We start from the raw sequence: 14278 nt of genomic DNA, 5'->3' as shown, positions 1-14278 counted from the left end.
TTCGCCACTGCCGCATCCTCAAGGCGCGGCGGCAATGACCTGCGCCACGACGGCCGTAAGCTTCTTCGCATAGGGCACGTGCAGGAACTCGTTAGGTCCGTGCGCATTCGACTTCGGTCCAAGTACACCGCACACCATGAACTGCGACTTCGGGAATCCCGCCTGCAGCACGTTCATGAGCGGAATCGTCCCGCCCTGGCCCAGATACGCACAATCAGCGCCGTAATGCGTGCGCGAGGCGCCGTTGAGCGCGTCTGAAAGCCACGGCGCGAGTTCGGGGGCACTCCAGCCGTTGGCGGCACCGGCATCCGGCCTGAACGTCACTTTCGCGTTATAGGGCGGATCGAATTCGAGCAGCGCCTTGAGATCGGCAACAGCCTTCGACGCCTCGACGAGCGGAGGCAACCGCAGCGACAGCTTGAAAGCCGTGCGCGGACGCAGCACGTTGCCCGCATCCGCGAGCGCCGGCAGGCCCTGCGCGCCCGTCACGGACAGCGAAGGCCGCCACGTCGAATCGAGCAGCGCCTGCTGCGGATCCGTGGTGGTGGGCAGCACACGACGGCCGTCCTGTCCGCACGCCCACGGTAGCGTCTTCCACACGCTATCACCGAGAATCTTCGCCGTGGCTTCAGCCTCGCTCAGGCGCTTTTGAGGAATGGCGCAATGGAAGCCCTTGGGCAGTAACGTGCCACTGGCGGCGTCTTCGAGCCGCTCGAACAATTGACGCATCACGCGGAAGCTGGACGGTGCGATACCACCATACGAGCCGGAATGGATGCCCTCTTCGAGCACCTCGACGTCGAGATCGCCCGACACCAGGCCGCGCAGCGACGTGGTGAGCCAGAGCTGGTCGTAATTGCCCGCACCGGAGTCGAGACAGATCACAAGTCCGACGCTGCCAAGACGATCGCGCAGCGCATCCACATAAGGCAGCAGGTCGTAACTACCCGACTCTTCGCAGGTTTCGATCAGGCCGACGCAGCGCGGCCGCTCGATCCCCTGCGCGTCGAGCGCCGCCAGGGCCGTCACGCTCGCGTAGATCGCATAGCCATCGTCAGCACCGCCGCGGCCATAGAGCCGCCCGTCTTCGAGCTTGGGCGTCCACGGACCCAGATCTTTCCGCCAGCCCGCGAATTCCGGCTGCTTGTCCAGATGGCCGTACAGCACAACCGTCTCATCACTGCCCGCACGCGTGGCCGGTACCTCGAAGAAGATCACCGGCGTACGGCCCGGCAGTCTCACGATTTCGAGTTTCAGGCCGCGCACCGGCTGTTGCTCGGCCCACTGTGCCGCGTCCCGCACGACGCGCTCGAGGTAGCCGTGCTTCGCCCACTCGGGGTCGAAAGCGGGGCTTTTTGCGGGGATTGCGATGTAGTCAGTCAGGGCGGGGACGATCTCGTCGTTCCATTTGCGCTCGACGAACGTACGGAGTTCGTCGTGATCCAGTTGCCGGGCGTCCTGGGTCGTGGCGGAATTCATGATGGGGTGTCCCTGCGAAGAAAACCCCGATGATAGACCCGAAGCCCCGCGCTCCGGTACCCCGCCAGCACGCATTTGGCCATCCGGCCAGGCCGCCTTCTGCGCGCGACGCGATTTGGCGCGACAATGATTTATTGGCCGCATGCGGCGCCGTCAGGTTCCGGAGGATCCACATGGCGAGTCACTCTGTCGTCGAGATCGTCGTCCTCGTGGCAGCGGTCGCGCTCTATTTCCTGCCGGCGCTGCTCGCGGATCGGCGCAAACGCGATGATCTGCTGGTCATCGCACTCTTCAACGCCGTGCTCGGCTGGACCGGTATCGGCTGGATGCTCGCGCTTTTCTGGGCGCTCCAGCCGAATCCACCGGAGGATCTCGGCGCGCAAACGAAGGAGCGTGAGCGGCGCCTCGGCATGGGCGTGTTTTCAGGTCTGCTCTCGAGGCACATCGAGGCGCGTACCGCTCGTGCGGCCGATCGCGAGGGCCAGTCGCACTAAGGCGTTCCGCTGCTTCGTCTTACCCGAACGGCCAACGTGGCCCGCGTCTGTGCCCGTGCAGCGCGCTCGCATGAAATAATCACCCGACGTAGTGCCGTTCACCGAACCCGGCCTTGCTCACCCACGCTTCACCGGAGACCTTCATGCATCACGCTGCTCCGCTCTACGCCTTTGCCGCTGTCGCGCTTGGCATGGCGCTCACACCCGGCCCCAACATGATCTATCTGATCTCGCGTTCGATCTGCCAGGGGCGCAAGGCCGGCCTGATCTCGCTCGGCGGCGTCGCACTCGGCTTCGTGTTCTACATGCTGTGCGCGGCTTTCGGCATCACCGCGCTGCTCATGGCTGTGCCATTCGCGTACGACGCGTTGCGTTTCGGCGGCGCGATCTATCTGCTATGGCTCGCGTGGCAGGCGCTCAAGCCGGGCGGCCGCTCACCGTTTCAGGTGCGCGAACTCGCAGCCGACCGGCCGCGCAAACTGTTTCTGATGGGTTTCGTGACAAACCTGCTGAATCCGAAAATCGCGATCCTCTATTTGTCGCTGTTGCCGCAATTCATCGATCCGCAGCACGGCAGCGTGCTCGCGCAGTCAATTGTGCTCGGCGGGATCCAGATCGCGCTTTCGATCAGCGTAAACGCGACGGTCGCCCTGATGGCAGGCACGATCGCCGCGTTCCTGAATAGACGTCCCACCTGGCTCGTGATCCAGCGCTGGCTGATGGGAACAGTGCTGGCCGGCCTTGCCGTGCGTATCGCAGCTGAGGGGCAGCGCTGAGGGAAACGGTCCGGACCTGCCGCGTCAGGACCTCAAACACATCCGGCGCAGAGCCGGCTTCAGGTACGTCCGGCAGTCGCGCGATTGGCGGGCAGGCGCAATTTCACCGACGCCGCGGAAATGGAACGCGGTTCGATCTGGATCATGTCGTCCGCGAACATGTCCTGTCGCAATTCGCCGTGCTCGTCGAACCACTGGCAGATCAGCCAATGTCCCGCGGCAAAACCGACCGGCCCGGCGTACATGACGGTCATGCGCGGTCCGCCGGACTTGAGAGTAACAACGTCTCCAATGCCCGCCATGGCATCACGCTGGTTTTCGGCAATATCGATGGTCGTATCAAGCATGTGGTTCCCCGGAAAAAGGATAAAGGTAACCCCACTGGGTCTCGCGATCCCCGCTCGCTTGTCGCTTTGAAAATAATGTCGATCTGTTTTTTTGAGTTTGGCAAGACTAACAACCGGAATTAAACCGTGCAAGCAGTTTTTTATAAAAACCGCATGAATCAGGATTTTCCATGAGATGGGGGACTGCAGGTGCAATGACATCCGGAAAAATTACCCGCACTCGCAATCGAACGGTAGAAGCTGCCTCCAGCACCGCCACCGAGGCAAATAGCAAGTATTTACCGGCATTGCCCGATGGTGTCGCATCGCAACAGCCCGTATTAAGTTACTGCGTAACGGGCTACTCGGTCGGCATAATCCCGCTACCTGAATAATCGCGTATCGAAACTGAAAACGTTTCCTGTCCGGCCGTTCGTTTTATTCTGCTTAATTCAGCGACTACTTCATTACTGCAGGCCATTTCCTGCGTATAGCATTACTATTTAGCAAAAAGTGGATTTGAAATAATGCCGTCATACAGACCGCCAAGAGTCCGATTATTCCCCGGGTAATTCCCGATTTGCCCAAAATGCATAATGCCCCGCCGGTGAAACCGTCTGGGGCGGCTCAACAACGACAAACACGGACCGGAAACCGGGTCTGAAACCAGCCGCAGTTGGGGTCGGGCGGAATTACTCCTCAAACGGCAGCGTGTTCTGCCCTTCGGCGCGCATGTTGAACACGTTCAACGTCATCGCCACGAGCGCGTAGTAGCCCAGCAGTCCGACCAGGTTGACCGTCACCTCACGGCCAAATCGTTCCATCGTGCGCGCGTACGTTTCCTCGGACACACGCTTTGCCTCGTACAGCTCGGTGGCGAAGGCGTAGATCAGCGCGTCGTCGCGGTCTTCGAACTGCGGCTCGGCGCCCGTGCGAATCTGCTCTGCGAGCGCCTCCGGCACCCCCGCTTGCAGCGCAATCGGATAGTGGATATACCACTCCGCCTGCGCCTGCCAGCGCGCCGCCGTCACGAGGATCGCGAGCTCTGAAAGCCGCAGCGGCAAACCCGTGCGGTAGCGGCAAAAAGCGCCGAGGCGCTGCGCATGCTGAGCCAGTTCCGGGCTGTGAATCCAGCCGAGGAACGGCCCATTCAGATTGCCTCGCGGACCGGAGAGGATTTCGTCGAGCACAACCTTCTGTTCAGGCGAGGCGTGCGCGGCGTCGAATGCAGGCATCCGCGGGGAAGTCGGTCGCTTCATCGGTGGGGCTCCGTAAGAAAGGCGCCGCGCTCACGCCGCACGCGACACGCCGGTCGTGACAAGCGCGCCATCAATGGCGTCGGCAAGGCGTTCCACGATCGTATCGATATCCTGCTCAGTGCAGATGAATGGCGGAGCTAGCAGGACGTGATCGCCGCGCTTCCCGTCGACGGTGCCGCCCATCGGATACACCATCAGCCCGCGCGCGAACGCTTCGCGCTTGATCGCCGCGTGCAGTCTCAGCGCTGGATCGAAGGTCTCGCGCGTGTCGCGATCCTTTACCAGCTCGACGCCGACGAAAAGCCCACGTCCGCGCACGTCCCCAATGTAAGGATGCGCCGCGTAACGCTCGCGCAGACGCGAACGCAGTTGCTCGCCGCGTGCGAGCACGTTGTCGAGAAGTTTCTCATCGGCAATCACGCGCTGCACCTCGAGCGCGGCCGCGCACGCCGTCGCGTGCCCGATGTAGGTATGTCCATGCTGAAAATAGCCGCTGCCGCCGACGATCGTGTCGTAGATGCGCTTGCTGACGAGCGTTGCACCGATCGGCTGATAGCCCGCACCAAGGCCTTTCGCAATAGTCAGCAGATCGGGCGCGACACCGTCTTCGTCGCAGGCGTACAGGTAGCCGGTGCGCCCCATTCCCGACATGATTTCGTCGAGAATCAGCAGCACGCCGTAGCGGTCGCATACCGCACGAATCTTGCGGAAGTACTCCCGCACGGGCGGCACGGCGCCGGCTGTTGCCCCGACCACGGTCTCTGCGATGAAGGCTGCGACGCTCTCCGGGCCGAGTTCGAGGATTTTCTGTTCAAGCTCGTCGGCGAGGCGCTGCGCGTAGGTTTCGTCGGTCTCACCTTCGCGACGTTCGCGATAGGCGTAGCACGGGCTCACATGATGCGATTCAATCAGGATCGGCAGGAATGGCTCACGGCGCCACGCGTTGCCGCCGATCGCGAGCGCGCCAAGCGTGTTGCCGTGATAGCTCTGGCGCCGCGCGATGAAATGACGACGCGCACGCTCCCCCTTCTCGACGAAGTACTGGCGCGCCAGCTTGAGCGCGGCTTCGATCGCCTCGGAGCCGCCTGACACGAAGTAGACGTGGTCGAGCCCTTCGGGGGCGGCGGCAATTAGATGGTCGGCGAGTTGCTCGGAGGCTTCAGTGGTGAAGAACGACGTGTGCGCGTAGGGCAGTTGCCGTGCCTGGCGTTTGATCGCCTCGATCACCCGCGCGTTGCTGTGGCCGAGGCACGATACAGCCGCACCGCCACTGGCGTCGATGTAGCGCTTTCCGGTCGAATCGATGATTTCGATGCCGTCGCCCGCCACTGCGACGGGCAGCGTCTGCGTCGGCATCCTATGAAAAACTTTGGACATGCGATTCTCTCTTCGCGAACGATGGACCTTGACGCGCACTCGTGCTCAGCGGCGTGTCCCGGCGGCGATGAAGCGGTCGAACGCACGTTCGCCGCCTCGCCATACGCAGAAGCCGACGCGGTTTGCGCCGGGCTCGCGCCCGTTCGATTCAGGCATACCGGCGACCCGAAGCGTGTTCAAGTCCTGCGTTGATATTCCCGGTTGACCCGGTGGGTCGCGGCCGGGAATTTCCGATCGGAAAGCACACGCGCGGTGACGTCCCGGCCAGCGATTTTTCGCTTTATACGCTCTATCAACATATGTTGTCAACAATTTACAAAAGGCAACATATGCGCCATAAACGCATGCACGGAGGCCGACGACGCCGTTCGTCGAAGCAGCCTGCGTGGTGAAGCGAAAAGTGCGGATCGGAAAACGGGGAAAAAACGGGGGAAACCGTCGCAAGCTCAGGGCACGTACACGCCCCTCGCGTTGAACGAGCGCTCGACCTGCTCCAGCTGCGCGATAGCGCCCGCGCCTTCCAGCGCGAGCAAGTGCGCGACGAGCGACTCCGCCAGCGCGGTCGCCGCCACGAGCGACGGGAAGAACGAGGGACTCTCATGCGTAAAGATGAGTACCTTCTCGGCATTGAGCGCGATCGGTGATACCGCGCTGTCGGTGATGGCGATCAGGCGACTGCCCTTCTCCAGCGCGGCTTCGGCCACGCGCACCGCCTCGACCGAATACGGTGCGAAGCTGACTACGATCGTCGCGCTGTCGCGCTCGATGCCGAGCAACTGCATCTCCAGCGTCCCAGCCTCGCCGCCGAGCAGCGACACCGACGTGCGAAATAGCCGGTAGCCATAGACGAGCCCGAACGCGACGGCGTAGCACGAACGGAAACCCGCCACGTAAACATGCTTCACCTTGCGCAACAGCCGCGCTGCCTCGACGATCGTGCGGGCGTTGTGCGCCGCTGCGGCGTCGAGGTTGTGCCGCTGCGCATCGAGCAGATCGCGGGCGAGGCCATCCTTTGCGCTGCCGGCGACAAGCGAGCGTGCCCGGCTTGCGAGCGGTTCGGGCCGTGTGCGCACACGCGCGACGAAGAGGCCGCGCAACTCGTTCCAGCCCGGGAAGCCGAGCTGCTGGGACAGCCGGACGAGCGACGCGGGCTGCACACGGGCGCGCTCTGCGACCTTGCGCATCGACGAGACAGCCACCTCATCGGGATGATCGAGCAGGAACGCCGCGCCTGTCTGGAACTGCGGGCTCAGTTCTGCGAAGCGCGCGCGGATCACTGCGGCAAGCTGGTCAAAGCTTTCTGGCATGCGAAGATCGTGATGGTTTCGACAACAAATGTTACCACTGGTGTTGTCGGCTGTTGCAGGCTATGGAAGCTTTGGTGACGGACAAACGAGCTCTGTCCCGTCGCAAGCAATGTTGTCCTCGGCAGTTTTTTACAGGCACGAAGGAGCGATCGGTAGCAGATCCACGCGCAAGGTTCGCGTCTCGGCGTTTACGCTTACTGGCATGAAATACAAAAAAATTGGCGCAATAAAGCAAAAGCTGACTACATAGTTTTTCTATATTCGCACTGCTGCACTTCCGTATCGCACTCTGCAAAAGGACAGGCGTGGGGCCGATTTCCGGGAAAAAACCATACTAAACGACCGCTGCAATAAATGGTGCTTATTCGCACCCGTCCGCCGTTGCCGGAGAGCCATATTCTGCCTTCGAGAAGAGAGTGTTCACGCCGAACGACCGCTCTTTGTCCGTTGGCATCTTGCTGACATTCCGAGCCGGGCGTATGGCTCGATCTTCCGGCTGAGGGCTCACGAGCCTGTCAACGATAACAACTGGGGAGCCGTATGATCGGGAGCGACAGCAGCACGCTCGGACAGACTCACGAACTGGCCGACGACGACTTGATGGTGATCCGGGTCGACGCGGATGGTCGTGTGGTCTATGTGAATCCGACGTATCAGAGTGTCACCGGATACTCGACGCACGAGATCAAGGCGATGAGCATCCGTGACTGCGTCACCGGTTTGCCGCCACCGGTCCTGATCGACGCCGCCACCTGCGTTCGCGGTGGCAAGCCGTGGAACGGCGTGGTGCAAGCAATTTGCAGAACCGGCGATACCTACTGGTGTCGCCTGAACGCCTCACCACTCGTATCCAACGGTAAAACGGTCGGATCGCTGATGGTATTTGGCAAGGCATCCTCCGAAGAAGTCGACGTGGCCGCGCGGTTGTACACAGTTTTAGCCGCCAGTCCTCAGAAAAAGATCGGTTGGAAACAGGGGCGCATTGTTCGCTTCCACTTATGGGGCAAGGCCGCCGAAAGGCTTCGCACACTCGGACTCGCACGTCACATATGGGGTCCCCTGGCGGTGTTGCTTGCTGTCGGGCTGATGGGACTTGTCGCGCTCGCGGCGTCTACCTACCCGCTCGCATTCTGGGCCGCATCAGTTTGCCTGTGTGTTGTCGCGGCGGCGACGGGGTTGTATATCTCGCGCGCCGTAGTGAGGCCACTGCAAGACGCGGTGCAGTTTGCAAACCAGATTGCAGCGGGGAATCTGTGCGGGGAGACCAACAGTACACGAAGCGACGAAATTGGTGACCTCGTGCGCGTCCTGAACCGGGTGACCGTGAATATGCGGGCTACCGTGATGGATGTGCGAGACGGGATGCACTTGAACCAGCACGCGACTACCGAGATCGCCACCGGTGTCCATGGCTTATCGTCGCGGACGGAACTTCAGGCCAGCAATCTGGAGGAGACCGCGGCATCGATGGAACAGGTTAATTCAGTGGTCCAAAACAATGCCGACGCAGCTCATCAAGCAAGTGAACTCGCAAAGTCGACCTGTGCGACAGCGGAGGCCGGCGCCGAGGTCGTCGCCCGAGTGATTACGACGATGGATCAGATCTCGCAATCGAGCAACAAAATCGGGGACATCACTGCGTTGATTGATGGAATCGCGTTTCAGACGAACATTCTTGCGTTGAACGCTGCGGTGGAAGCGGCACGCGCCGGCGATGCCGGTCGGGGCTTCGCGGTGGTGGCCAGCGAAGTGCGGAACCTGTCGCAACGCACCGCGCAGGCGGCCAAGGAGATCAAGCATCTGATCACGAGGAATGTCGGCACCATTTCCGAAGGCTCGCGCCTGGTCGATACAGCGGGTCAGGCAATCGAGGACATCGTGTCTCAGGTGCGTAATGTGACCGGTTTAGTCGCTCAAATCGCCAATGCATCCCAGGAACAGGCGGCCGCCGTGGATCAGATGAGTCGCGCGGTCGACCAACTCGAAGAAATGACACAGGAAAACTCAGCGATGGTCGAGGAGCATACCGCGGCAACAAGCAGCCTGAAATCGCAGAACGACCGCCTGGTGGAGACGCTTTGCGTTTTCACGCTCTAAAACTGCATTCTCGCCCCATCCACACCCGATGATGAAAATGCCGTGGTACCCGGGGAAAACCCAGGCGGGCTGCAAAGCGTTATGGGGTGGATTGCAGTAAATGGGCAGTAACTGAACGCCCCTTCTGCGTTGTCTCGTGAAGCGTCGCTCCTGAAGGCGACGCGAATGTCTCAGAAGGTCTGAGCTAATACATCTGAGCGTACTCATTCGCGGCAAACATGAGCTGGCGTCCGAGGTTGCTGGAACATGAGCGGCAGCGATACGTGCATCAACCACCTTACAAAAGGCACGCCACAATCTCGGCTGAGGCCGCAGCAAACGGGAAGAGTAAGTGCGCAGCGAGGGCCGACAATCCGGGAACTGTGGCGCGTCACGATCCGAAACTGAATCTGGCTCGCCTGCACAAGCAGGAAGTGCCCGGGCTACCCGAACGAACGGTCCCGCACATTCGCTTTACGCGCCGACGAAATGGCGCGTCCAGGGCCGTCGAAATGGGCCTCTCCTATCGCACCACTCCACGCATTGACCCAGCGTTTCGCGAGAACGCTCTCGCATGGGCCAACGGCGTCCACCAGTCTCGCCATTGCCCGCTGCAGGCGCGACATCGCATAAGTCCGTCGTTTCTGCGCCAGGTTACCTCGCGTGGTCATTTCAGTATCCATCTCCGCTTTGTCGTAGAAGTGTCAGGAATCGCGTCAACGCGTACGACGAACACGTCTGTCAGTGTAAGCCCGCCCTGCTCCGAGGCCGCCGCGTCACTTGAGCGCGGAGGCGGTTCGTCGTGCGGCAATTTCGCAGAGGCAGTGATGAGCTGACGAGCGAACACGCGAAGCCTTCAGCAGGTGCACCATCCGCGTTGTACCATCGCCCCCATCGCGCAAACCCGACAAGGCAGATCCACCATGGCAGCAACAGACGCTTCGGTACCCGCCGCCACCGTCTACCGCGGTGGCCTCATCGAGACGACACATGCGGCCCACGTCGCCGTCGTCGATGCCGATGGCCGGTTGCACTACACATTCGGCGATCCGCGCCGTGTGACGCTCGTGCGCTCGGCGGCCAAGCCCGCGCAGGCACTGGCCGTCGCGGAAACGGGCGCGCTGGAGCGCTTCGGCTTTGACGACGCCGACCTCGCCCTCATGTGTGGTTCGAACAGCAGCGAGGATCGCCACATCGAGCGCATCCTCCACATGCTCGCCAAGGTGTCGGCGCAGGAGTCCGACATGCGTTGCGGCCCGCATGTGCCGTTGTCGGATGCCGTCTACCGCTCGTGGATCAAACGCGACTTCACGCCAGGCCCGATATGCAGCAACTGTTCGGGCAAGCACGTGGGCATGATCGCGGGCGCGCGCGCCATCGACGCGCCTGTCGCCGACTACCATCTGCCAGAGCATCCGTTGCAGGCGCGCGTGAGGCACACAGTCGCCGAAATCTGCGACCTGCCCGACGACGGCGTGCAATGGGCGATCGACGGCTGCAATCTGCCGACACCCGCGTTCCCGCTTGACCGGCTCGCCCGCCTTTACGCAAAACTTGCCGATGCCGCCGATGCGCTCACCGGGCCCGCACGCGCGGCGGCATCACCGCGCACGCAGGCGCTCGCACGCATCTACCGCGCGATGACTTCGTACCCGGAGATGGTCGCGGGCGAAGGCCGCTTCTGCACGGCGCTCATGGAAGCATTCGAGGGTGCGCTCGTCGGCAAGGTCGGCGCCGACGGCAGTTACGCGATCGGCGTGCGTGCATCCGGCCACGCCGTGCCGCAGTGCGCGGGGCGCGCGATCGGCCTCGCAGTGAAGATGGAAGACGGCAACGCAACAGCGCTCTATGCCGTAGTCATGGAAGTGTTGACCCAACTGGACATCGGCACGCCGGCGCAACGCGCCGCGCTCCAGCAATTCCACGCACCGCAAATCCGCAATACGAAGGGAGTGGAAACAGGTGGCGTGAAGGCGACCCTCACGCTGCGGCCTTGCACTCACGGCTAGCCGCCCTCGCGCGCGGCTCTGGCCCGCCAGAACACACCGCGCGCGTAAAACGCATTTCCGGGGCTGCTAGAGCATTGCGACGACCTTCACGTCGCTGCGATCCGCCGACGCGATCACCTTGCCGTCGACACGTCGGAACGTGAGCGTAACCGCAGACTTGCCCACGCGCAGATCGCCGATCTCGAGCCAGTCGATGCCTTCGGGCAGCATCGGCTGCTCGACGCGCACTTCGTTGCGCGCCGCGTCGATCGAGATGCCGAGGCACGCTTCGAGCATCATGAACGGCGAGCCCGCAGCCCAGGCCTGCGGCAGACAGGCGACCGGATAGGCCGTCGGCGGCTCGCCCCGCCGGCGCGGAAAACCGCAGAAGAGTTCGGGAAGCCGCATATCGAACGTGACGGCCGCTTCGAAGAGGGCCTGCAGCAGCCGCACCGCCGCTTCCCTGCGGCCATAGCGCGCGAGCCCGCGCGCGCAAAGGGCGTTATCGTGCGGCCAGACCGAGCCGTTGTGATAAGCCATCGGATTGAAGCGCGCCTGCCCGGCCGCCAGCGTGCGAACGCCCCAGCCCGTATGGAACAGCGCCGATTCGAGGATGCCCGCCACGCTGCAGCCGCGCTCGTATTCAGGCAGGCCGAACGCGAGCAGATGCCCCGCGTTCGACGTGAGCACGCGACACAGTTCGCCTTCACCGTCGAGCGCAATCCCATAGAACTGCGCCTCATCCATCCAGAATTTTTCTTCCACGGACTGGCGTATCTTCGTCGCGCGCTGTGCGTAGCGCACTGCTTCGCCGCCCAGTCCACGCTGTGTCGCAAAGCGTGCCATCGTGTCGAACGCGGAACTCGCGTAAGCCTGCACTTCGACGAGCGAAATCGGCCCCTCCGGGATACGCCCGTCCGCGTGGAATACCGAATCGTGGCTGTCCTTCCAGCCCTGGTTCGCGAGCCCGCCCTCGGACTCACGCCGATAATCGAGCAGGCCACGCGGATTGCGATCGCACGCGCGGGCGACCCAGGCCGCCGCGCGTTCCAGCGCGGGCCACAGTTCGTCGATCAGCGCGGTGTCCCCGGTGCGCTCGGCGTAGGCGCCCGCCAGCACGACGAAGAGCGGCGTCGTGTCGACGCCGCCGTAGTAGAGCGCAAACGGGACTTCGCCCGTGGCCGCCATTTCGCTCTTGCGCATTTCGTGCATGATCTTGCCCGGCGCGGCGTCGCGGAACGCCGAGTCCTCGCGCGCCTGGTGCGCCGCGAGAAAACGCAGCACGCCGCGTGCGAGCGCGGGCGTAAGCCATAGCGTCTGAAGCGAGGTGATGACCGCGTCGCGCCCGAACGGCGTGGAGAACCACGGAATGCCCGCGTAGGGATACGGGCCGGTCGGCAGGTCGGTGGTCAGCAAGCCGAGATCGGCGATCGAGCGGTTGATCCACGCATTGAAGAGCGGATTGCTCGAACGCACGCCCGCCGTCGCGCGGCGGCGCTCGCGCATCACGATGTGCGCATCCACGAGCGCTGCGCGCACGGCCGCGCGCCCCACGCGCTGCTCCTTCGCGTCGGCAAGGCAATGATCGGGTTGAATGATGCCTGCGCTCGGCGTATCGATTGCTGCACCTGGCATCGGCGCGACCTCGATTGTGACCGTCAGGTAGAGCGACACGCAGGCCTGTGCCGCAAGCGCCACCGAGAAGTCCGCGCGATCGGCGAAAAGCTTGTTCGGTTGCGGCGAAAATTCGATGCGCACGTGCCGCGCCACTTTGTCGAGGCCGATGTATTCGAGCCGCACCTCGCCGCCCTCCACGCGCGGCGGCGTGACTGTACCGCGCACTTCGCGCTTGAGGCCACGGACTTCGAACATGTCGCGGAAGTCGCTTGCGAACGAGATCGAAACGGGAATCGTGGCTTCTGTCGTGCCGTAGTTCGTGAGTTCGATGGCCTCGGTCATCATCGTGCCCGAGAGCACGCGCGAGCGCTGCACATGAATCACGCCTTCGGGCGTGGTCGAGCCACCGAGCGGCGGTAGCGGACGGTTGGTGAGGTGCGCCGTGAACGCGGTGTTATCGCTGCTGACGCTGCCCGATAGCAGTGACGGCACGCGTCCGCCGAAAGTCAGGCGCAGCGAGGACAGCACGCGCGTGTCGTTGACGAAGAGGCCGTCGTCGACGCCGGTGATGTCGCCGAGCGGGTCGTTGACGATGAACGTGTCGCCCGACTTCAGCACGTGCTGATCCGCGCTCGCGAGCTCGGGCATTTCGGGCGGGATGAACGCGCCATCCGTGTCGTGATCCGGATGATCCACGCCGCCTGTGTGGGTAACGCCGCCGAGTACTTCAGGATCCTGCATCGCGTAGCTCCTTTTGTCGACCGGGGTTCGCTCTTTTGCGCTGACTCCGGTCCCGTCAATGGGGGGACTATCCGGTTAGCTTTCGCTCGATTGTAGAGGCTTCTGCGACCGCGTACGAAGCGATCGCCGCACACGCAAAAAAAACATGCGCAAAAAAGGCGCCGGCACGCGTGTGCGTGCGGGCGCCATTTATCGGCGAGAGCGGCGTTACAGCCGATGCGGGCAATATGACTGCGATACCGGCCCGGTTCGCCGCGAAGGCCGCAATATTTACGACATCGCCGCCGCGCGCTGCGCGATCGGCAACGCCACCCGCGGCGTGCTGCCGATGAACAGCTGACGCGGACGACCGATCTTCTGCTCGGGGTCGGCGATCATCTCGTTCCACTGCGCGATCCAGCCGACGGTGCGTGCCATCGCGAAGATACACGTGAACATCGACGTCGGGATGCCCAGTGCACGCTGCACGATACCCGAGTAGAAGTCCACGTTCGGGTACAGCTTGCGCGACACGAAGTATTCGTCTTCGAGAGCGATCTTTTCGAGCGCCATCGCCAGCTTGAACAGCGGATCGTCGTGCAGGCCCAGTTCGTTGAGCACTTCGTAGCACGTTTCGCGCATCAGCTTCGCACGCGGATCGTAGTTCTTGTACACGCGGTGACCGAAGCCCATCAGCTTCACGCCCGAATTCTTGTCTTTCACCTGCTTGATGAACTCGGGGATCTTGTCGACCGAGCCGATCTCTTCGAGCATGTTCAGTGCAGCTTCGTTCGCACCACCGTGCGCCGGGCCCCACAGACACGCGATACCGGCCGCGATACACGCGAACGGGTTCGCG

The 14278-nt window shown here is 62.8% G+C and carries 11 protein-coding genes; 4 read left to right on the top strand and 7 right to left on the bottom strand.

Going from position 1 to position 14278, the window contains the following annotated elements:
• Positions 1-18: 18 nt before the first annotated feature.
• A complete protein-coding gene (locus D1Y85_RS21765; protein ID WP_124153142.1) occupies positions 19-1479 on the bottom strand; it encodes a M20 family metallopeptidase in 1461 nt (486 codons plus the stop codon).
• A gap of 173 nt (positions 1480-1652) precedes the next feature.
• On the opposite strand from D1Y85_RS21765, the gene D1Y85_RS21760 reads away from it, so the two are divergent.
• Both D1Y85_RS21760 and D1Y85_RS21755 read left to right on the top strand, forming a co-directional pair.
• Positions 1653-1973, top strand: a complete 321-nt coding sequence (locus D1Y85_RS21760) for a superinfection immunity protein (protein ID WP_124153141.1) — start codon at positions 1653-1655, stop codon at positions 1971-1973.
• A 143-nt stretch (positions 1974-2116) separates the two neighbouring features.
• A complete protein-coding gene (locus D1Y85_RS21755; RefSeq protein ID WP_124153140.1) occupies positions 2117-2749 on the top strand; it encodes a LysE family translocator in 633 nt (210 codons plus the stop codon).
• A 59-nt stretch (positions 2750-2808) separates the two neighbouring features.
• On the opposite strand, the gene D1Y85_RS21750 is transcribed toward D1Y85_RS21755, so the two are convergent.
• From D1Y85_RS21750 to D1Y85_RS21735, 4 genes are all read right to left on the bottom strand, one after another.
• On the bottom strand, positions 2809-3096 hold the full coding sequence (locus D1Y85_RS21750) for a YodC family protein (protein ID WP_124153190.1): 288 nt from the start codon (positions 3094-3096) through the stop codon (positions 2809-2811).
• A gap of 671 nt (positions 3097-3767) precedes the next feature.
• Positions 3768-4334, bottom strand: coding sequence for a carboxymuconolactone decarboxylase family protein (locus D1Y85_RS21745; protein ID WP_124153139.1), 567 nt, complete (start codon positions 4332-4334; stop codon positions 3768-3770).
• Between the two features lie 30 nt (positions 4335-4364).
• Positions 4365-5711, bottom strand: a complete 1347-nt coding sequence (locus tag D1Y85_RS21740; protein WP_124153138.1) for an aspartate aminotransferase family protein — start codon at positions 5709-5711, stop codon at positions 4365-4367.
• Between the two features lie 446 nt (positions 5712-6157).
• Positions 6158-7018 (bottom strand): MurR/RpiR family transcriptional regulator, encoded by an 861-nt coding sequence (locus tag D1Y85_RS21735; RefSeq protein ID WP_124153137.1) that lies wholly within the window; start codon positions 7016-7018, stop codon positions 6158-6160.
• A 540-nt stretch (positions 7019-7558) separates the two neighbouring features.
• Between D1Y85_RS21735 and D1Y85_RS21730 the strand changes: the two genes are divergently transcribed.
• Positions 7559-9115 carry a methyl-accepting chemotaxis protein gene (locus tag D1Y85_RS21730; RefSeq protein ID WP_246025005.1) on the top strand — a complete coding sequence of 519 codons (1557 nt, stop codon included), beginning with the start codon at positions 7559-7561 and terminating at the stop codon, positions 9113-9115.
• Between the two features lie 902 nt (positions 9116-10017).
• A complete protein-coding gene (locus tag D1Y85_RS21725; RefSeq protein ID WP_124153136.1) occupies positions 10018-11103 on the top strand; it encodes an asparaginase in 1086 nt (361 codons plus the stop codon).
• Between the two features lie 66 nt (positions 11104-11169).
• Here the strand turns inward: D1Y85_RS21725 and D1Y85_RS21720 are convergent, their stop codons facing one another.
• Together D1Y85_RS21720 and D1Y85_RS21715 are read right to left on the bottom strand one after the other, a co-directional pair.
• Positions 11170-13440: an amylo-alpha-1,6-glucosidase gene (locus D1Y85_RS21720; protein WP_124153135.1), complete on the bottom strand. Its 2271-nt coding sequence runs from the start codon at positions 13438-13440 to the stop codon at positions 11170-11172.
• A gap of 270 nt (positions 13441-13710) precedes the next feature.
• Positions 13711-14278: citrate/2-methylcitrate synthase (locus D1Y85_RS21715; protein WP_281278312.1), on the bottom strand; the 568-nt coding region annotated here is incomplete at its 5' end.

The organism is Paraburkholderia dinghuensis (genome assembly GCF_003837865.1).
Lineage (GTDB): Bacteria > Pseudomonadota > Gammaproteobacteria > Burkholderiales > Burkholderiaceae > Paraburkholderia > Paraburkholderia dinghuensis.
Note: the sequence above shows the minus strand (reverse complement) of the source record. Positions and strands in the feature narration are given on the sequence as shown.